General features: G+C 49.4%; 19 protein-coding genes. 17 read left to right on the forward strand and 2 right to left on the reverse strand.

Annotation, left to right across the window (positions count from 1 at the left end):
* Nucleotides 1-7 precede the first annotated feature (7 nt).
* The 4 genes from AN963_RS03870 to AN963_RS03885 all read left to right on the forward strand — a co-directional run bounded on the left by AN963_RS03870 (nt 8) and on the right by AN963_RS03885 (nt 4,800).
* Nucleotides 8-979, forward strand: a complete 972-nt coding sequence (locus AN963_RS03870; RefSeq protein ID WP_055743234.1) for an ABC transporter ATP-binding protein — start codon at nt 8-10, stop codon at nt 977-979.
* Nucleotides 980-1,091: 112 nt separating this feature from the next.
* Nucleotides 1,092-2,765, forward strand: coding sequence for an ABC transporter substrate-binding protein (locus AN963_RS03875; protein WP_055743235.1), 1,674 nt, complete (start codon nt 1,092-1,094; stop codon nt 2,763-2,765).
* 117 nt (nt 2,766-2,882) lie between these two features.
* Nucleotides 2,883-3,893 carry an ABC transporter permease gene (locus AN963_RS03880; RefSeq protein ID WP_055743236.1) on the forward strand — a complete coding sequence of 337 codons (1,011 nt, stop codon included), beginning with the start codon at nt 2,883-2,885 and terminating at the stop codon, nt 3,891-3,893.
* Nucleotides 3,894-3,906: 13 nt separating this feature from the next.
* On the forward strand, nt 3,907-4,800 hold the full coding sequence (locus tag AN963_RS03885) for an ABC transporter permease (protein ID WP_055743237.1): 894 nt from the start codon (nt 3,907-3,909) through the stop codon (nt 4,798-4,800).
* Between the two features lie 27 nt (nt 4,801-4,827).
* Here the strand turns inward: AN963_RS03885 and AN963_RS03890 are convergent, their stop codons facing one another.
* Complete coding sequence (locus tag AN963_RS03890; RefSeq protein ID WP_055743238.1) at nt 4,828-5,607, reverse strand: alpha/beta fold hydrolase; 780 nt, start codon at nt 5,605-5,607, stop codon at nt 4,828-4,830.
* A gap of 123 nt (nt 5,608-5,730) precedes the next feature.
* Here AN963_RS03890 and AN963_RS03895 point away from each other — a divergent pair, with 123 nt between their 5' ends.
* The 3 genes from AN963_RS03895 (at nt 5,731) to AN963_RS03905 (ending at nt 8,884) form a co-directional block, all read left to right on the forward strand.
* Nucleotides 5,731-6,822 carry a M24 family metallopeptidase gene (locus tag AN963_RS03895; protein ID WP_055744437.1) on the forward strand — a complete coding sequence of 364 codons (1,092 nt, stop codon included), beginning with the start codon at nt 5,731-5,733 and terminating at the stop codon, nt 6,820-6,822.
* A 554-nt stretch (nt 6,823-7,376) separates the two neighbouring features.
* Nucleotides 7,377-7,925: a sigma-70 family RNA polymerase sigma factor gene (locus tag AN963_RS03900; protein WP_055743239.1), complete on the forward strand. Its 549-nt coding sequence runs from the start codon at nt 7,377-7,379 to the stop codon at nt 7,923-7,925.
* Nucleotides 7,895-8,884 (forward strand): hypothetical protein, encoded by a 990-nt coding sequence (locus tag AN963_RS03905; protein ID WP_055743240.1) that lies wholly within the window; start codon nt 7,895-7,897, stop codon nt 8,882-8,884. Before AN963_RS03900 ends, AN963_RS03905 begins: the two co-directional genes overlap by 31 nt.
* A 51-nt stretch (nt 8,885-8,935) precedes the next feature.
* On the opposite strand, the gene AN963_RS03910 is transcribed toward AN963_RS03905, so the two are convergent.
* Nucleotides 8,936-9,802 (reverse strand): GNAT family N-acetyltransferase, encoded by an 867-nt coding sequence (locus tag AN963_RS03910; protein ID WP_055743241.1) that lies wholly within the window; start codon nt 9,800-9,802, stop codon nt 8,936-8,938.
* Nucleotides 9,803-10,078: 276 nt separating this feature from the next.
* Between AN963_RS03910 and lepA the strand changes: the two genes are divergently transcribed.
* From lepA to AN963_RS03960, 10 genes are all read left to right on the forward strand, one after another.
* On the forward strand, nt 10,079-11,896 hold the full coding sequence (lepA, locus tag AN963_RS03915) for a translation elongation factor 4 (RefSeq protein ID WP_055743242.1): 1,818 nt from the start codon (nt 10,079-10,081) through the stop codon (nt 11,894-11,896).
* 60 nt (nt 11,897-11,956) lie between these two features.
* Nucleotides 11,957-13,099, forward strand: a complete 1,143-nt coding sequence (gene hemW / locus AN963_RS03920) for a radical SAM family heme chaperone HemW (RefSeq protein ID WP_055743243.1) — start codon at nt 11,957-11,959, stop codon at nt 13,097-13,099.
* 242 nt (nt 13,100-13,341) lie between these two features.
* On the forward strand, nt 13,342-14,370 hold the full coding sequence (hrcA, locus tag AN963_RS03925; protein ID WP_055743244.1) for a heat-inducible transcriptional repressor HrcA: 1,029 nt from the start codon (nt 13,342-13,344) through the stop codon (nt 14,368-14,370).
* A gap of 57 nt (nt 14,371-14,427) precedes the next feature.
* The gene (gene grpE / locus AN963_RS03930; protein ID WP_236707867.1) at nt 14,428-14,967 is read left to right on the forward strand and encodes a nucleotide exchange factor GrpE; all 540 of its coding nucleotides are present in this window, start codon (nt 14,428-14,430) and stop codon (nt 14,965-14,967) included.
* Nucleotides 14,968-15,017: 50 nt separating this feature from the next.
* Nucleotides 15,018-16,850: a molecular chaperone DnaK gene (dnaK, locus tag AN963_RS03935; protein ID WP_055743246.1), complete on the forward strand. Its 1,833-nt coding sequence runs from the start codon at nt 15,018-15,020 to the stop codon at nt 16,848-16,850.
* A gap of 107 nt (nt 16,851-16,957) precedes the next feature.
* Complete coding sequence (gene dnaJ / locus AN963_RS03940; RefSeq protein ID WP_055743247.1) at nt 16,958-18,085, forward strand: molecular chaperone DnaJ; 1,128 nt, start codon at nt 16,958-16,960, stop codon at nt 18,083-18,085.
* A 70-nt stretch (nt 18,086-18,155) separates the two neighbouring features.
* Entirely contained in the window at nt 18,156-19,097 is a 942-nt protein-coding gene (gene prmA, locus AN963_RS03945; protein ID WP_055743248.1) for a 50S ribosomal protein L11 methyltransferase, read from the forward strand.
* An 18-nt stretch (nt 19,098-19,115) separates the two neighbouring features.
* Nucleotides 19,116-19,868 carry a 16S rRNA (uracil(1498)-N(3))-methyltransferase gene (locus tag AN963_RS03950; RefSeq protein ID WP_055743249.1) on the forward strand — a complete coding sequence of 251 codons (753 nt, stop codon included), beginning with the start codon at nt 19,116-19,118 and terminating at the stop codon, nt 19,866-19,868.
* Between the two features lie 29 nt (nt 19,869-19,897).
* Nucleotides 19,898-21,256: a tRNA (N(6)-L-threonylcarbamoyladenosine(37)-C(2))-methylthiotransferase MtaB gene (gene mtaB, locus AN963_RS03955; RefSeq protein WP_055743250.1), complete on the forward strand. Its 1,359-nt coding sequence runs from the start codon at nt 19,898-19,900 to the stop codon at nt 21,254-21,256.
* Complete coding sequence (locus AN963_RS03960) at nt 21,253-21,681, forward strand: NUDIX hydrolase (RefSeq protein WP_055743251.1); 429 nt, start codon at nt 21,253-21,255, stop codon at nt 21,679-21,681. Before mtaB ends, AN963_RS03960 begins: the two co-directional genes overlap by 4 nt.
* The last annotated feature ends 3 nt before the right edge of the window (nt 21,682-21,684 follow it).

Here is a 21,684-nt window from a genome sequence, read left to right on the forward strand (position 1 = left end):
CATGCAGGTGGCTGAAGAATTACTCGTCGTTAAAAACTTGAAAAAATACTATCCGATCACAGGCGGTGTCCTCGGCGGGGAAGTAGGAGTCGTAAAAGCAGTAGACGATGTTTCGTTCGCGGTAAAGCGAGGAGAAACGTTGGGGCTGGTAGGGGAGAGTGGCTGTGGGAAATCGACGACAGGACGTTCCTTACTGCGCTTGATCGAACCGACAGCAGGTGAAATCTATTTCGACGGAGTGAACGTGTCATCCCTTTCAAAAGATGACATGCGCAAGATGCGCCGCGACATGCAAATCGTCTTTCAAGATCCATTTGCTTCTCTGAATCCTCGTCATAATATTGATAAGATTCTGGAAGAGCCTCTCATTGTACATGGCATCGGTAATTCTGCAGAGCGGAAAAAACGAGTGCTAGAGATGCTAGAGGTGGTTGGCTTGAGCAGCTATCACGCACGCCGTTATCCGCATCAGTTCAGTGGCGGTCAACGCCAGCGGATCGGGATAGCCCGTGCCTTGATGCTTAATCCCAAGCTGATTATAGCGGACGAGCCGGTATCTGCTCTTGACGTGTCGATCCAATCTCAGGTCTTGAATTTGATGCAGGATCTGCAAAAGGAAATGGGTCTGACCTACGTGTTTATCGCCCATGACCTCAGCGTGGTCCGTCATATCAGCGATCGGGTTGGAGTGATGTACCTGGGGCGTATTGTAGAATTGACGACGAGTGGTCAGCTCTATAGCAATCCACTTCACCCTTATACCAAAGCCTTGCTGTCAGCGGTTCCTACGCCAGATCCAGACGCTGTGCGCGATCGGGTCATCCTCCAAGGAGATGTGCCGAGTCCAGCCAACCCACCCAGCGGTTGTACGTTCCATACGCGTTGCCCCCATGTGACGGATGAATGCCGCACAATACGACCAGAATTCCGAGATGCGGGAGACGGGCATTTTGTGGCTTGCCATCTATACAAGTCATAGCCTGCTTTGGGCTAGAAGAGAGCCTCATTAAAGGGGGGATGCGAAGCAGGGTTGACACTATCTATTATCTACCATGTGTAAAATCTGAAAGTTTAGAAGAGGGGGATTATTCATGAAGAAGAGAGTACTCTCTGCTGCCATGACCAGCTTGCTGGCACTCGCGATGCTGCTCACAGGTTGCGGCGGATCTCAAACCGCACAAAAGCCGGCAGAACAGCCAAAGACAGAAGCACCGGCGCCAGCAGCAACACCTGCACCAGAACCTGCTAAAAGTGGTCCTAAACAGTTGATCATAGGACGCGGTGGCGATTCCGTTGGTTTGGATCCAATCCAACAAACCGATGGGGAGTCTTTCAAGGTAACAGAAAACGTATTCGATACATTGGTAGGCTACGAGGAAGAGAGCACTGCGGTCGTTCCTTCTTTAGCTGAGAAATGGGAGATTGCTCCAGATGGCTTGACTTACACCTTCCATCTGCGTTCCGGAGTGAAATTCCACGACGGAACTGATTTCAATGCCGAAGCGGTGAAATGGAACTTCGAGCGTTGGAGCGACAAGAGCCATCCACAGCATAACAAGGAAGGCTTTGAATACTACAACGACATGTTCGGCGGTTACAAGGGCGACAAAGACCACGTAATCAAATCGGTGGAAGCGGTTGACCCACAAACAGTGAAGTTCACGCTGAACCGTCCGCTGGCTCCATTCATTCAAAACCTGGGCATGTCCTGCTTCGCTATCGCTTCTCCAAAAGCGGTACAAGAGATGGGCGTTGAGAAGTTTAACGAAAACCCAGTAGGTACAGGTCCATTCGTATTCAAAGAATGGAAGCGTAACGACACGATCACTTTGGAAAAGAACCCAAATTACTGGAACGCAGGATTCCCGAAATTGGACAAGATCGTATTCAAAACCATTCCTGAGAACACAGCTCGTCTGACTGCCTTGACTTCCGGAGAGATCGACATGATGGACGGTCTGAATCCAGATGACGCTCAGGCTGTAAAAGACAATCAAGATTTGCAACTGATTCTTCGTCCTTCCATGAACATCGGCTTCGTCGGTTTCAACGTGGAGAAAAAGCCACTCGACAATCCGAAAGTTCGTGAAGCACTTGCTTATGCAATCAACAAGCCCGCTATTATCGAAGCATTCTTCGCAGGACTGGGCCAACCGGCTGTTAACCCAATGCCTCCTTCTATTTGGGGCCACAATGGCAACATCAAAGACCGCGAGTTCAGTCTGGACAAAGCAAAACAATTGCTGACAGAAGCGGGCTTCCCGAACGGTTTCAAAATCAAGTTCTGGGCTATGCCTGTAGCTCGTCCATACATGCCAGATGGTGTGAAAATTGCTGAAGCAATCCAGCAAGATCTGAAAAAGATCGGTGTTGAAGCAGAAATCGTCACGATGGAATGGGCAACGTACCTGGAAAAAACAAAAGCAGGCGAACAAGAAATGTTCATGCTTGGATGGACTGGCGACAACGGAGACCCAGACAACTTCCTGGCTACCTTGCTCGACAAAAACAACATCGGCGGTAACAACCGTACGCGTTGGGCAAATGAAGATGCACACAAATTGCTGATGCAAGCACAATCCGCAACCACCAAGGAAGAGCGTGAAAAACTGTACCTGCAAGTACAGGAAATCATCTTCAAGGACGTGCCAATGGTTCCACTGGCTCACTCCACTCCTGCATTGGCTGCCAAAGCTAGCATCATCAACTACAAGCCACATCCAAAAGGTTCCGAGAGCTTGGAGAAGGTTGAATTCAAAGAGTAGGTTTGATCGGAATCGACAAATAGCTGAAAGGGTAAGAGGAGATTATCCCTCTTCTTGCCCTTTCCTTATTTATTCAGCACTTATTGTACGTAGTTTTCTATTAAGGAAAGCGAGGAGATGGCATTGCTATCCTACAGCATCCGAAGAATTCTCATGCTCATCCCCGTTCTACTGGGCATGTCTATCGTCGTTTTTTCTATCATCCGTGCCATCCCAGGTGATCCGGCTCTCACCATTCTGGGAGAGAAAGCAAGTCCAAAGGCAATTGAAGATTTACGGGAAGTACTTGGTCTGAACAATCCTTGGTATGTTCAATACTTTGACTATTTAAAACAGATTTTGTCGGGGGATTTGGGTGTTTCCCTACACTCCGGTGCCAGCATTACGCAAGAAATCGGTCCGTATTTGGCAGCGACGACGGAATTAACGATCGTCAGCATGCTTTTCGCAGTGATCATTGGTGTGAATGCAGGGATTCTTTCTGCATGGAAGCAAAACTCCTGGTTTGACTACAGTGCGATGTTGATCGCCTTGATTGGCGTTTCTATGCCAATCTTCTGGTTGGGTTTGATGGAGCAATGGTTCTTTGCGCAAGAGCTGAAGTGGCTGCCATCAGTTGGACGTGACAATTCGCGTAATCCCGTGGAGGCCATTACGCAGTTCTATATACTGGATACGCTTCTCGCTGGACAGTGGGATCAGCTGTGGGAGGTTATCAAGCATCTCATTCTGCCAGGTGTTGCTCTGGGTACCATTCCGATGGCGATTATCGCCCGTATTACACGCTCCAGTATGCTGGAGGTCATGCGTGCAGACTATGTGAGAACTGCGCGAGCAAAAGGGATGGCTCAATTCTGGGTTGTTTACAAGCATGCGTTGAAAAATGCAATGATTCCGGTGCTGACGGTGATCGGCTTGCAGACAGGCTTGTTGCTTGGTGGCGCGGTACTGACCGAGACCATCTTTGGATGGCCAGGAGTTGGACGATACATCTTTACCGCGATCGGCAACCGTGACTATCCGGTGATCCAGTCAGGCATTTTGGTGATTGCCACGATTTTCGTGTTGATTAACCTGCTGGTGGACCTCCTGTATGCCTTTATTGATCCACGTATCAAATATCGCTAGGGGGGATTGAGATATGGCAAATACACAAGTACAAACTGTACCTTTGAAAGTGAAGGACGAGCAGATTATCTCACCTTGGCGAGAAGCCTGGCGAGCATTGCGTAAAAACAAGCTGGCGATGGTCGGACTGGGGATTATTATCTTTTTCGTAGTCGTTGCCCTTTTTGCACCGATTATTGCCCCTTACCCATACGATGAAGGTGAACTGGTCATGAAGAACAAGCCGCCTTCTGAAGAGCATTGGTTTGGTACGGACTATAACGGGCGGGACGTATTTAGCCGCGTGGTTTATGGTGCACGCATTTCCTTGTGGGTAGGTACTTTCTCCGTTATTGGCTCGGTAGTCGCAGGTACGATCCTTGGCTTGCTGGCCGGCTACTATGGCAAATGGGTAGATACGCTCATTTCCCGTATTTTTGACATCATGTTGGCATTTCCAAGTATCCTTTTGGCGATTGCCATTGTCGCCATATTAGGTCCGTCATTACAGAATGCATTGTTGGCGATTGCGATCATTAACATTCCGACTTTTGGTCGCTTGGTGCGTTCGCGGGTTCTGAGTCTAAAAGAAGAAGAATTCGTCATGGCGGCACGTGCGATTGGGATGAAGGATTCACGCATTCTCATGCAGCATATTTTGCCGAATAGCTTGGCTCCGATCATCGTTACCGGTACGATGGGGATTGCAACGGCCATTATCGAAGCAGCGGCTCTTGGCTTTTTGGGTCTGGGTGCACAGCCACCTGAGCCTGAGTGGGGGAAAATGCTGTCTGATTCCCGTCAGTACATCCAAAAAGCTCCGTGGACCGTTATTTTCCCGGGCTTGTCAATCATGCTGACTGTTCTTGGTTTTAACTTGATTGGGGATGGTTTGCGCGATGCACTCGACCCACGGATGAAAAACTAATAGGCATGAACAGTGGGAGGGAGATTGCTACCCTCCCTTTTTTACGTAGGAAAACTCACGACATAGTCGATTCAATTCAGCAGAAGCTTTGGTAACTACTTGATGAGCAACGCCTGGGATTATGACGCTTTCAGCTTGGGGTAGCCCTTGATGGAGCAGCAGTCTGTATCGGTACATATGTCGGTCTTCTTCCCCATAGACGAGGAGGGTCGGCAGGTGAATCTCAGGTAGTCTTTCCGTGCAATGATAGGAATGGCCAGCTACATACAGATGTTTCAAGGTATCGGCGTCAGTCAAGGAAACGTGCCTGATCCATGTTTCTTGCATGTCCGGGCTTTCTACATGGGAAGTGGTAATGCTCCTGGCGAGGAGGGGAACGCCATGGATACTGGCCATGGCTTCTGCTATGTAAAAGCGACTGTGTAAATAAAGATCGCTCACTTCAGAAAAGCCGCTGACTAAGATCAAGCCTTGAACCTCGTCTGGAAAAGAGAGCGCGTATTCTAAAGCTATGGAGGCTCCTTGCGAATAGCCAAGCAATATCGGACGTTCATGACCCAATAAACCCATTAGCTCATGCAGGTATACAGCCAGATCGTGAATAGTGAATGGCTTTGCGAGAGAACTGCTTCGACCATGACCGGGTAGATCAGGCAGTACTAACTGGTATGAATCCGAGAGGGGCTGTTGGGAAGTAAAATTAATAGAACCAATGCAGGGAGCGTGAATGCAAACGAGTGGAGTGCCTTGACCCAAAAAGGTGCACGCAATCTGTTCTCCGTTTGAAAGAGTGAGGATTCGTTCCATGACATATTCTCCTTGTGTATAAGAATTATGATTGTACCGGAATTTTTCCAGAATAAACTTCTTTTTTGCATAGGGAAGTGGTATTCTCGCATTAGAATAACTGGAGAAAGCTAGGTGGCGAAGATGTTCCAAGAACGCATTCAGAAGCTGCATGATTTTCTTATCAAGCAAGAACTCGACGCGGTGTTGATCTCCTCTCCCAAGCATGTTTATTATTTGACAGGTTTTTTCACCGATCCTCATGAACGTTTTCTAGGCCTGATCATTCCTGCAACAGGTGAGCCATCGTTGATCGTTCCGGCACTGGACCGTGAAGCAGCGTCTGCGGCTTCATCCGTCCCAAATATTTTCACCCACACGGATATACAAAATCCATATGACGTATTAAAGCAAACGCTTCCATCTAATTTACAGCATCTGGGGATTGAAAAAAGCCATATGACTGTGGAGCGTTACGAAGCGATGGGCGAGGTAGTAGGTGCTTCCCGCTACTTCGATGTAGAAGAGCCTCTGCGTGAAATGAGACTGATCAAATCGGCGGATGAAGTGGTGCGCATGAAACACGCAATCCAATTGGTCGAAGATTCTTTGAGCGAAACATTGAAAAAAGTAAAGCCAGGTGTTACAGAAATGGAACTCGTAGCGGAGCTGGAATTCCAGATGAAGCGACTGGGTGCAGAAGGTCCTTCCTTTACCTCTATGGTGTTGGCTGGCGAAAAATCTGCATTGCCACATGGGAAACCGGGAACACGTGAAGTGCGCGAAGGCGAGGTTCTGTTGTTTGATATCGGCGTCGAAGCAAACGGCTATGTTTCCGATATTACCCGTACATTTGCTGTGGGAGAAATTAACGAACAACTGCGCGAGATTTATGAGACTGTACTGGCTGCCAACGAAGCGGCCATCGCTGAAATTCGACCAGGCGTGACGTTTGCTCATCTCGACCAAACGGCGCGTGATGTGATTTCTGCCAAAGGCTATGGAGAGTATTTCATGCATCGTCTAGGCCATGGTCTGGGTATGGATGTTCATGAATATCCATCCGTTCACGGGCAAAATCAAGAACAGCTGCGTGCCGGCATGGTATTTACCATTGAACCGGGAATCTACGTTCCAGGAGTAGGCGGAGTGCGGATCGAAGACGATGTGCTCGTGACAGAGACTGGCGTAGAAGTGCTTACTCAATTCCCGAAACAACTGACGGTAATCGGCTAAGAGAGCGATCATCTATAACTGAATAGAAAGCATCCCCCGATTGAGCGTTGGGAGGTGCTTTTTTGTTTGCCAGGAAAGGAGGTGGGGCGAGAAAGATTTTGCTGACAAGTGTTAAAGCCGGAATAGTAGAAAAGTTAAAACGTTAAAACGTAATCATTGCGATTTGATTAGCCAATAACCGGGGGAATATACAAACGGAGAGAACAAGCACATGAAAACATCCACAAAGAAATGGAATCGATTATGCAAAGGTGGTTGGGTAGGACTTCTGTTTGCGCTTATGGTACTAGTGAGCGTGTGGCACGCCTGCATCCACAGGACATGAGGCAGAGCTGGTAAACGTATCCGCGATTCAAAACAAAAGGCTGATGGTCCTGCCATTGTTTACAGCAGCGGAAAGCGTTCGTTCACCGATTGCGTTGAAAATTCTGGCAGAAGGGGTCAGCGAGCAGCACTCGCTTGACGGTCATTGCAAAAAAATATCCGTGAACGTGTAACAAATGATCATCAGCTGCATCTAACCAGTAAGAAACCAAGCAGAGGAGGACGCGCACGTGGAGAAATTGCAACCCACAGACGATGCCGCATTTGAACAAATCATGCGGGAGTACGGGACGCGTGTGCTTCGACTGGTGACGTTTCTGGTCAAGGATCGGAACGTGGCTGAAGATCTCACCCAAGATGTATTTGTGAAAGTATATCGCCATCTGCCTCGGTTTCGCAAAGAGAGCAGTATCCATACGTGGATATACCGGATCGCTGTCAATGAGTGCAAAGGGCATTTGCGTTCATGGGCTTTTCGCCAGATCCTGCCACGCTCTTGGATCAAACGGGACTCTAATGTCTCTACAGAACAAATCGTGATGCATCAGTCAGAGAGAGATGAACTGGTTATGCAGGTACAAAATCTTCCCTCGATGTACCGTCAAGTGATCGTTCTTCATTATTATGCGGACTTATCCATTGCAGAGGTGGCAAACGTCTTATCTGTGTCAGAGGGTACGGTGCGGACACGATTGCATCGGGCCAGGCAGCATTTGAAGAAGCAACTGGGAGAGGAGGGTGATTGGGAATGGACGAGAACAAGTGGGTCGAACAATTAAAGGAGCGGGCAGATGAAACGGTTTTTCGTGATGTCCACTTTACGCGTGCCATGGAAGAGAATGTCAGGCTTACGATCAGTCGGCGCTCGAGATTTCTCACTAGCTGGCATCGCCTAGCTATTCCTGTCGCTACCTTCCTAGTGCTCGTCATCCTATGGCAAACATGGCCCGTGCAAAGTCCATCGGGGCAACAGCATGCAGCGATACCTACGAAGCCTGCACCTGACTTGTTACCAGGGGGCGCGTTGGAAGTGCCAGTACTCTGGAAGCCGTCTCCACGTACGGAAACCGTGTACGATAACCAGCCCTTTAGCTACGTCGGTGAGAAGCCAGTGAGGATCGTGACCGATGAGACCGGCTTTTATGAAGGGCAGCAACAGCGCGTATTTTGGTTACTTGATGCGAGCCAGGCGACAAAGGTCGAGGTGGTTGGCTACAGTAGTGACGGGGAGCGGTTGTCGCTTGGAACATATCAGGTAAGTGGGCCGTTATTTGATGCACAGGGTCACTTTCCGTCTGGTATTACGTTACCGGAGCCGGGCATCTGGAAGCTGCAGGTGCTCGCAAATGGAAAACATCTGGGGCAAGTGTTTGTAGAGGTGAAAGCGGGCATTTCTCCGACCAATCGAGAAATGGTGGAGCCAATCATTCGCACATACCTTGAGACAGAGGGGTCCAAACTGGGGGGACTCGGAGATGACCGGGAAGTGACGATCGAGCTATTGGGAGTCGAAGCCCCCGATGCTGCAAGACGAAACGTATATGCGTGGGTAAAAATATTGAGCAAGGATCCGCTACTGTCGTCAGGAGTTAGTGCACCTATGGCGTTTGAGATTACCTACAACGGAAACGAGTACAAGGTTACGAAATTCCAGATGCCAGAAGACGGCAACCGTTATCAAAGCAGTTTGCAAAAGATGTTCCCGCAAAAGGTGCTGGAACGGCTTCATTCTCGCTAACAATAGCTGCATATGAAAAAACGGACCACTTCTAATGGTCCGTTTTACTGTTTATCCGAATATTTGAGCCCCGATCCCAAAATAGTGGCCGGAACGTGGTGGCAAGCTGTTTGCACGTGCAATCATGACTGGAGGCTGGCTCGCCTTTTCAAATTCGTTTTGTGCAAGAAAGCGCAGGAAGTCTTCCTGTCCATCTGGTACATCGATTCGAATATGACCTTCATGTCCTTCCGTTAATTTGCAGAGCAGACTCGTTGCTTCGGCAGAATTTCGTGCCACAATAGGGCCAGCTACGAGGTTTATCGGACCTTGTACCGCAAAGCCAAAGCCAACGATGGTACCCTCTTGATCTTTGATGACCAAACAAGTCTTTGCCTGCTGCATGCGTGTATACAAAAAGGCGGAGCGTTTGCTTCCCACCGCCAGAGCGTCCAATTCGATGGCAGCAGTCAGGTCACTTTCTTTCATAGGCACGATGTCAACGAATTCAGAAGCAGGCTCGTTAGTCAGTGGGGAAACGTTTTTTCTGATCGATTTGTGAATGGTATCTACTGTTACGAAGCCCATGCTTTCATATAAAGGCTGGCCCTCTTTTGTGGCAATCAGCATGATTGCGGAGTCGAGCGGGACGGCTTCCATGCATGCTTTCATGAGCGAACGCCCCAGACCTAGGCCTCTGCAGGAGGAATGGACAATAACCATTCCGATGGTCGCGAGTTGATCTTCATAGGGAATGACAGCCGCGCAGGAGACGAGCTGGTTGGCTTCGTTTTTGTGCCCATACACGGTACCGATTGCGAGGACGGTGCGTAGTTCTTCTGCGTTGTAATCCCATTCAACGGACGAAGATAACTCGATCAGTCCGGGGATGTCTAGCTCGGATAATACGTGCAGGAGAGGGATAGTTTGATTCAACATCTAGGTAGCCTCCTTGACGAAAACGTTTGACGATAGGCGCTTCATGGCTCGTACCATCTTACGCCTTGCTTCTGTAAGCCGAAGCTCTGCCTTGAACATATCCTATTCCACTCTAACACAGGAAATAATTGGAGGCGATACGAAAAGCGGCGAATGCCTGATTCTCTTTGGTTGCGCCATATGTCATGCGTTTGATATAATTAACGTTAGTGTATTTTTTGTGAACCGCAATCCGGAACGAGTGAATGGATTCGCGTGGGAGGGAACGAACAACACATGGATCGCCGTGAAAGACAGAAAAGGATTCGAAATTTTTCCATCATCGCCCACATTGACCACGGGAAGTCTACGCTGGCTGACCGTATTTTGGAATTGACCGGTGCGCTCACAGCACGTGAGATGGAAGCCCAGTTTCTGGATACGATGGAGCTGGAAAAAGAGCGCGGTATTACGATCAAGCTGAATGCCGTGCGTTTGAACTATAAAGCGGATGACGGGGAGGAATACATCCTCCACCTGATCGATACCCCTGGACACGTCGACTTTACGTACGAGGTTTCCCGCAGCCTAGCTGCTTGTGAAGGGGCTATTCTCGTAGTGGACGCAGCGCAAGGGATCGAAGCACAGACGCTGGCAAACGTTTACTTGGCGCTGGATAGTAATCTGGAGATCATTCCAGTCATTAACAAGATCGACTTGCCTAGCGCGGAGCCAGAGCGCGTCAAGCAAGAGGTAGAGGATGTTATCGGGCTGGATGCCAGCGAAGCAGTTCTTACCTCTGCCAAAGCAGGAATCGGGATTAAAGAAGTGCTCGAAGCGGTGGTGCAAAAAGTACCGGCGCCAGAGGGAGATCCAGACGCTCCATTGCAAGCATTGATTTTTGACTCCTATTTCGATGCCTACCGTGGCGTAATTGCCTCGATCCGAGTGGTCAACGGTACCTTGCGAAAAGGTATGAAAATCAAGATGATGGCGACAGGCAAGTCATTCGAGGTTACCGAAATCGGGACTTCTACTCCGCGCCAGACGCAAGTAGAAGAGTTGACCGTCGGAGATGTAGGCTACGTGGCAGCTTCCATTAAAACGGTGGGAGATACCAGCGTGGGGGACACCATCACAGATGCGAGCCGTCCTGCTTCCGTGCCGCTGCCAGGTTACCGCAAGATCAACCCGATGGTATTCTGTGGTCTGTACCCAATCGAAACGAACGAGTACAACGACCTTCGTGAAGCATTGGAGAAATTGCAGCTGAACGATGCTTCGCTGCAGTTTGAACCTGAGACATCACAGGCTCTCGGATTTGGCTTCCGTTGTGGTTTCCTCGGATTGTTGCACATGGAAATCATTCAGGAGCGCATTGAGCGCGAATTCAACATCAACCTGATCACGACTGCACCGAGCGTTATTTACCGTATTACGAGAACAAACGGTGAAGTTTTCGAGATCGACAACCCGTCGAAGATGCCGGATGCACAGAAGATCGAGACCATCGAAGAGCCTTATGTTCTCTCCACTGTCATGGTGCCGAAAGAATATGTGGGTGACGTGATGCAGCTGTGCCAAGGCAAGCGTGGCGATTTCCTCGACATGCAGTACATGGGTGAAAACCGCGTACAACTCAAATACGATATGCCTTTGTCTGAGATCGTCTACGACTTCTTCGATCTGTTGAAGTCCAGCACACGTGGTTATGCTTCCTTTGACTACGAATTGGCTGGCTACAAACCATCCAAGCTGGTGAAAATGGATATTCTGCTGAACAGTGAGATGGTGGATGCCCTGTCGTTCATCGTACACAAAGATACCGCTTATGCTCGCGGAAAAGTCATTTGCGAAAAGCTGAAGGAACTCATTCCACGTCAGCAATTCGAAGTGCCGATCCAGGCGACCATTGGGCAAAAGGTCGTAGCGCGTGAGACGATCAGCGCTCTGCGTAAAAACGTACTTGCCAAGTGCTATGGCGGGGACATTTCGCGGAAACGCAAACTCCTCGAAAAGCAAAAAGAAGGGAAGAAGCGCATGAAATCTGTCGGTTCCGTCGAGGTTCCACAGGAAGCCTTCATGGCAGTTCTGCGCATGGATGATAAGAAGTAGGCCTGACCATGTGTCAGGTCTTTTCCATTCTATATTCAGGAAAAAAGGAGGGAAAGGGACATGATGCCACAATCGGTTTACATCCACATTCCCTTTTGCACAAATAAATGCTTTTATTGTGACTTCAACTCGTTTGTGACGAACAATCCACAGCTGGTATGGGATTATCTCGAGGCATTGAAAAAGGAAATGGAACGGACCTTCGCGAGCCAACCACCAGAGCGTGTCAAGACGATCTTTGTGGGCGGGGGCACACCGACGTTCCTGGATCATGCACAAATGCGGATGTTTTTGGAGACCGTGCGGGACAACCTCGCACAGTACTGGACGCCGGATATCGAGTTTACGATGGAAGCGAATCCGGGTACGACTGATGAAGAGAAGCTTCGCATCATGCGAGAACTCGGTGTGAATCGACTAAGCTTTGGGGTGCAGTCCTTTGACAATGCCCTGCTGAAGAGGCTCGGACGGATTCATGATACGGATGATGTCTACCGTAGCATCGAGAATGCGCGGAATGTCGGCTTTGAAAACATCACGATCGACCTGATGTTCGGCTTGCCAGATCAAACGATGGATATATTCCGTGAGACACTTCAAAAGGCATTCGCTTTGGGAACGACTCATTTTTCCGCTTACAGTTTGAAAGTAGAAGAAAATACGCTCTTCCATACCCTGTATCAAAAAGATCAGCTCCCGTTACCTTCTGAGGACACTGAGCTTGCGATGTACATGCTTTTGATCGAGGAAATGGAGAAGCACGGCTTCCAGCAGTATGAGATCAGCAATTTCGCAAAAAAGGGTTTTGAAAGCAAACATAATAAAACCTATTGGCTCAATGACGAATACTATGGTTTGGGTGCAGGTGCCCACGGCTATGTGGGTGGAGAAAGACATGTAAATGCTGGCCCGCTTGCTGTCTATATGCAAATGAGCAAGGAAGGTCAACCAAGGGTCGAGCAGTTCGCCGTTCCGCGCGAGGATGCGATGGAAGAACAGATGATCCTTGGCCTGCGATTGCGAGAAGGAGTAGATACGGCGAAGTTCACTGAGCGATTTGGCGTATCCGTACATGAAGTCTTTGGGAACATAATAAAAGAAGAGTTGGCTAAAGGGATGCTGGAAGAGCAGGAAGGGCATCTCCGTTTGACCAAGAAAGGTCTTCCGCTTGGCAACGAAGTCTTTGCTCGGTTTTTGCGCTAGCGCAAGGAGAACTAGCGAATTTTGTGCCATTTTGAACGTATAGGAATTTATAAGTATTCCGGAGCACATGAAAACTTTCCGCTAAAACGCGGTCGCGCTTCCCTGAGGAGGCCTCGGTATAGGTTTTCTTACGGCGGAACACACGAACTCCGTTGACAAATCCTTCTACTATTGATACCTTAGTAAATAGAATTAGCACTCGATCGAGATGAGTGCTAACAACAGGGAGGCGAGCGACATTTATGTTATCTGACCGTCAACAATTGATCTTGAATGCGATTGTCGATAATTACATTCATTCTGCCGAACCTGTTGGCTCCCGCACCATTTCCAAACGGGAAGACATCGGTTTTTCATCAGCGACCATACGCAACGAGATGTCCGACTTGGAGGAGTTGGGGTTTCTCGAACAGCCTCATACTTCGGCGGGACGCGTTCCTTCTACCAAAGGATATCGTTTTTACGTCGACAATCTGATTCAACCACACCTTTTGGATGAAGGCGAATTGGGTAAACTGAAACAGTTGTTTGCCGAGCGTATTCTACAAGCTGAACAAGTGGTAGAGTACACCGCTCAGATACTCTCCCAGTTGACGAATTATACAGCAGTCGTCTTGGGACCAGAGATATTTGAGCATCGGTTAAAACATATACAAATCGTTCCTCTTAACGACAAGGAGGCAGTGGCCATCGTGGTCACCCATACCGGTCGCGTGGAAAACAAGATGATTGCTTTGCCAGATGGCATAGGAGCAACAGAGATCGAGCGTCTCGTAAACCTGCTCAACAGCAAGCTTTCCGACGTGCCGTTATGGCAATTACGCCAGCGCTTGTATCATGAGATTTCGGGAGAGATGCGCCGTCATGCGGAGCAATATGAGGAAATGCTGAACCTCCTCGATCAATCCCTGATCCAGCAAGAAGAGGATCGAGTGTATTTACGCGGTGCGACCAAGATTCTGAATCAGCCGGAGTTCCGTGATGTCGATAAGGTAAAGGATATATTGGAGCTCTTGGAGCGCAATGATCAGCTTCTTCATCTATTTGGCATGCCAGCAGATGGACTCACGGTGCGCATCGGTCAGGAAAACCAGCTAGACGCGATTAAGCAATGCAGTATCATTACTACCTCTTATTCTCTTGGAGGCAAGCCTGTAGGGATGGTAGGGATACTTGGCCCGACCCGAATGGAATACGGTAGAGTCATTACCGTTCTTAACTATTTGGCAGAAGGCTTATCGCGCATGCTGACTTCGCAGTTTGAGAAATAAATGGATGGAAAGGCTCCAGGACTACTAGCCGGAGCTGAGCCGCAGGAGGTATCGACGTTGAGCGAAGAAAAATTGACGCAAGACCCGAATGCTGAAGAGGAGCAAACAGAAGCAGCAGATCAGCAGAGCTCCGCAGATGTGAACTGGGAACAGGAGGCTGGCCATTGGAAGGCCCAGGCAGAAGACCATCAAAACAAGATGCTTCGTGCCATGGCAGACATGGATAACCTCAGAAGACGTGTTCGCAAGGAACAGGAAGACTTGGCTAAATACGCTTCCCAAAAAGTAGTGGAAGAGCTGCTGCCGATCCTGGACAACTTTGAGCGCGCACTCGCGGCTGACAAGGAAGCGATGACGCTGGAATCCTTGTTGACCGGTGTAGACATGGTATATCGCCAAATGGTGCAAGTCTTTGATAAAGAAGGCTTGGCTGCGATCCAGGCAAAAGGTCAACCTTTTGATCCCCATGTTCACCAAGCAGTGATGCAAACACAAGATCCGGAGTTTGATTCCGGAGTAGTAGTGGAAGAGCTGCAAAAAGGCTACATGTTTAAAGATCGCGTCGTTCGTCCGGCGATGGTCAAAGTAAACGAGTAAGATCCATTATTCTATTAAATAGACAGTGAAGTGTTAGGAGGACATTTTGTATGAGTCGCGTAATCGGAATTGACTTGGGAACCACCAACTCTTGTGTGGCAGTAATGGAAGGCGGAGAGCCAGTCGTTATCGCCAATCCAGAAGGAAACCGCACCACTCCATCTGTAGTCGCTTTTAAAAATGGAGAAAAGATCGTAGGGGAAGCAGCAAAACGCCAAGCGATCACCAACCCGGATAACACCGTAATTTCCATCAAGCGCCACATGGGTACTGCTCATAAAGAAACCCTCGAAGGCAATGAGTATACCCCTCAACAGATTTCTGCGATGATCTTGCAAAAACTGAAATCGGACGCGGAAGCCTATCTGGGTGAAGCTGTGACGCAGGCAGTTATTACGGTTCCTGCATACTTCAACGACAGCCAACGTCAAGCAACCAAAGATGCTGGTAAAATCGCAGGTCTAGAAGTTTTGCGTATCGTCAATGAACCAACTGCGGCAGCGCTCGCATACGGTATGGAAAAGTCGGAAGATCAAACCGTTCTCGTATTCGACTTGGGTGGCGGTACCTTTGACGTATCCATCCTGGAACTGTCTGAAGGTTTCTTTGAAGTAAAAGCGACCTCCGGTGACAACAAACTGGGTGGGGACGACTTCGACCAAGTAGTGATGGACTATCTGGTGAGCGAGTTCAAAAAAGAACACGGCATCGACCTGTCCAAAGACCGCATGGCTCAACAACGTTTGAAAGATGCGGCTGAAAAAGCGAAAAAAGACCTTTCCGGTGTACTGACCACCACCATCTCGCTGCCATTTATCACAGCAGATGCAACTGGACCAAAACACTTGGAGATGAACATGACTCGTGCGAAATTCGAAGAGCTGTCTGCCACTCTCGTAGAGCGCACGATGGGCCCAACTCGCCAAGCGCTCAATGATGCAGGACTCACTCCAAACGAACTCGATAAAGTAATCCTCGTCGGTGGTTCCACTCGAATCCCGGCTGTACAAGAAGCGATCAAAAAGTTCACAGGCAAAGAACCGCATAAAGGCGTAAACCCTGACGAAGTAGTAGCATTGGGTGCAGCTGTACAGGCGGGCGTACTCACTGGTGATGTGAAAGACGTTGTATTGCTCGACGTAACGCCACTCTCCCTGGGTATCGAAACCTTGGGTGGCGTATTCACCAAGCTGATCGATCGCAATACGACGATCCCAACAAGCAAATCCCAAGTGTTCTCGACAGCTGCTGACAACCAACCAGGCGTGGAAATTCACGTACTGCAAGGGGAGCGTCAAATGGCTGCGGACAACAAAACGCTGGGCCGCTTTAACCTGAACGATATCCCGCCAGCACCACGCGGTGTTCCACAAATCGAAGTTTCCTTCGACATTGATGCGAACGGTATCGTAAACGTGCGTGCGAAAGATCTGGGTACTGGTAAAGAGCAACGCATCACTATCACATCGAACTCCGGTCTTTCCGATGATGATATCGAGCGCATGGTAAAAGAAGCGGAGCTGAATGCAGAAGCTGACAAGCAACGCAAAGAGCAAGTTGAAATCCGCAACGAAGCTGACCAGCTCGTGTTCACAACCGAGAAAACGTTGAAAGAAGTAGAGGGCAAAGTGGATCAAGCGGAGATCGACCGTGCGAACGCTGCGAAAGATAAAGTGAAAAAAGCACTCGAAGGTGGCAACATCGACGAGATCAAGTCCGCAAAAGACGAACTGTCCGAGATCGTTCAACAAATTTCTGTGAAGCTGTATGAGCAAGCGGCTCAAGCTGCGCAAGGTGCACAGGGCGGAGCAGAAGGCGGTCAAGAACCGAAGAAGGACAATGTGGTAGATGCAGACTATGAAGTGGTAGACGATAAAAAGTAATCACGTTGGCCCAAGAAAGTCAAAGTCACGGAATGCTGACTTTGACTTTTTTTCAAGTCTGTCACATGCTATGATAACAGTTGACTGTCATGGGAGTGATTTAGGAGATGAAACGCGATTTCTATGAGGTATTGGGAGTCGGCAAGGAAGCGGATGCGGATGAGATCAAGAAAGCATACCGCAAGCTGGCGCGCCAGTACCATCCGGATGTAAATAAAGCCGCTGACGCGGAAGAGAAGTTCAAGGAAGTAAAAGAAGCGTACGATGTTTTGTCTGAGCCGCAAAAGCGTGCACAGTACGATCGTTTCGGACATCAAGATCCAAACCAGGGATTTGGTGGCGGTGGTTTTGATGGTTCTGGAATGGGCGGATTCGGTGACATCTTTGATATGTTTTTCGGCGGTGGTGGCAGAAGGGCGAATCCGAATGCGCCGCGTAAAGGCTCCGACCTGCAATTTGGCTTGAGCATTGATTTTACAGAGGCTGTCTTTGGGAAAGAAACCGATGTGGAAATTCCCAAGGAAGCAGAGTGCGATACATGCCATGGCTCAGGCGCAAAACCTGGAACAGGAGTAGAAACGTGTAGGACTTGTAGCGGTACCGGACAACAAGAAGTGGCGGCGAATACGCCATTTGGACGGATTGTGAACCGACGCGTTTGTACGACGTGTGAAGGAAAAGGGAAAGTCTACAAGGAAAAATGCGTGTCCTGCAAAGGCAGCGGACGTGTCAAAGTGCGCCGTAAAATTCATCTCAACATCCCTGCTGGTGTGGATGACGGAGCACAACTTCGCGTAACGGGTGAAGGCGAACCAGGTGTAAACGGTGGCCCTCCTGGCGATCTGTACGTTGTATTGCGTGTGAAGAACCACGAGTTTTTCGAGCGCGAAGGAAATGATATCTACTGTGAGGTACCGCTGACGTATGCTCAGGCTGCGCTGGGCGATGAGATCGAAGTGCCAACGGTAGACGGTCGTGTAAAGCTGAAGATTCCTTCAGGGACACAGACCGAAACGTTTTTCCGTCTGCGGGGGAAAGGTGTCCCTCATCTGCGAGGAAATGGACGCGGCGATCAGCACGTCAAAGTGCGCGTGATTACCCCGACCAAGCTGAGCGACAAGCAACGAGAGCTGTTGCGAGAGCTGGCTGAATTGTCGGGTGAAAAGCCAGGGCAGCACGGCGGCGAAGACGAAGGTTTTTTTGAAAAAATGAAACGGGCATTCCGCGGCGAATAACTTCCGCGGCTTTGTCCGGTTTTCTTACAGCTTTGTTTACTAGGGAGCATACGTGGGGAGTGGTAGATTCATGAAATGGTCAGAAATCAGTATCCATACAACAGCGGAGGCTACGGAGGCGGTTTCCAGCATTCTGTATGAAATGGGCGCAAACGGTGTCGTAATCGAGGACCCAGAGGTGCTATATCGCGAGTGGGATACACCGTTTGGTGAAATCTACCAGCTCTCTCCGGATGATTTTCCGGCCGAGGGCGTATTCGTCAAAGCATACTTGCCGGTTGACAGTAGTGAGTTGTTTGATGTGGTAGAAGAATTGAAAGAACAGCTGACACAGTTGACTGAGTACGGTTTGGACATCGGAAATGCGAACATTGCCGTAAACGATGTGCACGAAGACGAGTGGGCCCACGCCTGGAAAAAGTACTACAAGCCTGTGCATGTAACAGATCGGATGACGATCAAGCCTGTATGGGAAGAGTACGATCCTAGACATGCTGACGAAGTCATCATCGAGATGGACCCGGGAATGGCGTTTGGTACAGGAACGCACCCGACGACGATTTTGTGTCTGCGTGCAGTGGAAAAGTACGTGGATCAAGGGGACCGTTTGTATGACGTTGGGACAGGCACAGCGATCTTGAGTATTGCCGCAATCAAGCTCGGTGCGGAGCACGTGCTGGCGATGGACCTGGACGAAGTAGCTGTTCGTTCTGCTCAGGCCAACACCGAACTAAACGGCGTTCACGAGAGCATTACAGTGAGACAAAACAATTTGCTGGATGGCGTAGAAGAACCGGTAGATATTGTGGTAGCGAACATTTTGGCTGAGGTAATCGTGCGCTTTACCGACGACGTTTACCGTGTGCTCAAACCAGAAGGTGTCTTCATTGCATCAGGGATCATTCAGGCACGTGAGGCTGACGTGAAAAAGGCGTTGACAGATTCCGGCCTCGTCGTAGTGGAAACGATTATGATCGACGACTGGGTAGCAATTGTGTCAAAAAAAAGATAGAATAGTGAGGTTGGCGAGATGCAACGATATTTTGTCGAGCCAGATCACTTTACTGAACATGAGGTAACGATTGTCGGAGACGACGTCCACCATATCGTAAACGTGATGCGGGCAAGAGAAGGCGAAGAAATATTCGTCTCTGACGGAACAGGTAGGTCTGCCGTGGCCAAGCTTGTCTCACTGTCTGCAAAAGAAGTGAGAGCGACCGTACTGGAATTATTGGCGGAGCAACGGGAATTGCCGATTCGCGTGACGATTGGCCAAGGGCTCCCGAAAGGCGAGAAGATGGAGTGGATCTTGCAAAAGGGGACGGAACTAGGGGCGTACTCCTTTTTCCCGTTTTCATCAGAACGCACCATCGTCAAGCTGGATGCCAAAAAAGAAGCAAAAAAACTGGAGCGCTGGCGAAAGATTGTCAAGGAAGCAGCGGAACAGTCCCATCGAGATGTACTTCCTCAGCTGCTGTCTCCTGTTTCGTTCCGTGAAGCACTCGAAGCTGGTAAGCAGTACACCCGTTGCGCGATTGCCTATGAAAAAGAAGGCGGCACGACTATGCATCAGGTGCTGACGGAAATGACAGCGGATGACTCCCTGCTCGTTCTCATTGGTCCTGAGGGGGGCTTTTCCCCGGATGAGGTGGCACAAGCCGAAGCAAAAGGATTCCTTTCCGTATCGCTTGGACCTCGAATCCTGCGTACGGAAACGGCCAGTCAATTTGTTCTGGCCTGCGCTTCCTATCAGTTTGAACGGATGACTCCATCACCACGCTAAGTTTGAGAAGGACGAAAGGAGGAATCGCAATGTCTACCGTTGCTTTTCATACATTAGGCTGCAAAGTAAACAGCTATGAAACAGAGGCCATCTGGCAATTGTTCAAGGCGGAGGGCTATGATCGCGTCGATTTTGAACAAGATGAGGCCGACGTCTATGTGATCAATACTTGCACCGTTACCAATACAGGTGATAAAAAGAGTCGCCAGGTGATTCGCCGAGCGATTCGCCGCAACCCTGAAGCGATCGTCGCTGTAACAGGTTGCTATGCGCAAACCTCCCCGAGTGAAATTGCGCAAATTCCTGGGGTCGACATTGTCGTAGGGACACAGGGACGTGAAAAGCTGATTGAGTACGTGAATCAGATTCAGGTTGAACGTCAACCAATCAATGCCGTTGGAAACATCATGAAAGCTCGCGAGTTTGAGGAGCTGGATGTTCCTAACTTTACGGATCGCACACGCGCTTCCCTGAAAATCCAGGAAGGCTGCAATAACTTCTGTACGTTCTGCATTATTCCATGGGCGCGTGGGCTGATGCGCTCCCGCAAACCGGAGAGCGTCGTTGAACAGGCACAAAAGCTTGTGGAAGCAGGCTATCTGGAAATCGTTCTGACCGGGATTCATACGGGCGGTTACGGAGAGGATCTGGAAGACTACAACCTCGCGAAGCTGTTGGTTGACCTGCATCAAGTCGAAGGGCTGAAACGGATTCGCATCAGCTCGATCGAAGCGAGCCAGATTACCGATGAAGTGATCGAAGTCATCAACAATTCTGATCGTGTTGTACGCCATCTGCACGTGCCCCTTCAAGCAGGTGATGATGAAGTGCTGAAGCGAATGCGCCGCAAGTACACAACGGCAGAATTCTACGAAAGAATGGTCAAAGTTCGTGAAGCACTTCCGGGTGCAGCTATTACGACTGACGTGATTGTCGGTTTCCCAGGCGAGACGGAAGAACAGTTCATGAACGGCTTTGAGTTCATCAAGAAAATCGGTTTTGCAGAACTGCATGTGTTCCCGTACTCGATGCGTACTGGTACCCCGGCTGCTCGCATGACGGACCAGATTCCGGAAGAGGAAAAGCATGAGCGTGTTACCAAGCTTTTGGAACTGAATCAGCAATTGACGCTCTCCTACTCTTCTCAGTTCGTTGGTGACGTTCTGGAAGTCATTCCTGAGCGCCCGTACAAGGAAGCTCCGGACAGTGGGCTCCTCATGGGTTACTCCGACAACTACCTCAATGTCGTTTTCCAAGGCGACGAGAGCATGATCGGGAAAATTTGCAAAGTGCGTCTGGACGAACCAGGCTCTGAATATTGCAAAGGGACATTTGTACGTGTAATGGAAAACGAGAAGCTGCCCCTTTTGAAGGAGCGAGCCATATGAAGGAAATTTCGGCAGGAGGCGTTGTTTACCGCGAGCAAGACGGAGAATACATGCTTCTCTTGATCGAAGACCGCTATGGCAAAGTAACGTTAGCAAAAGGGAAGCAGGAAATAGGCGAGACCATAGAAGAGACAGCCCTGCGTGAAGTGCTGGAAGAGACCGGTGTTGCTGGGCGCCTGGGTGGCAAGCTGGACATGATTACGTATGTTTATCACCATCCAGTGACGTCAGAAGCAGTGGATAAGGAAGTCCATTACTATCTGGTGGAGGCTTATAATACCGAGATCACTGTGCAATTGGAAGAAATCAACGACGTTCACTGGCATCCGGCAGCGGAAGCGTGGGCACTCCAACAGGCGCGGGGATATCGAAATAATGACAAGGTTTTCCTCCTGGCTTTCCAACAATTAGGGATAGAGGTGTAACCC

The organism is Brevibacillus choshinensis, from assembly GCF_001420695.1.
In the GTDB taxonomy this organism is placed as follows: domain Bacteria; phylum Bacillota; class Bacilli; order Brevibacillales; family Brevibacillaceae; genus Brevibacillus; species Brevibacillus choshinensis.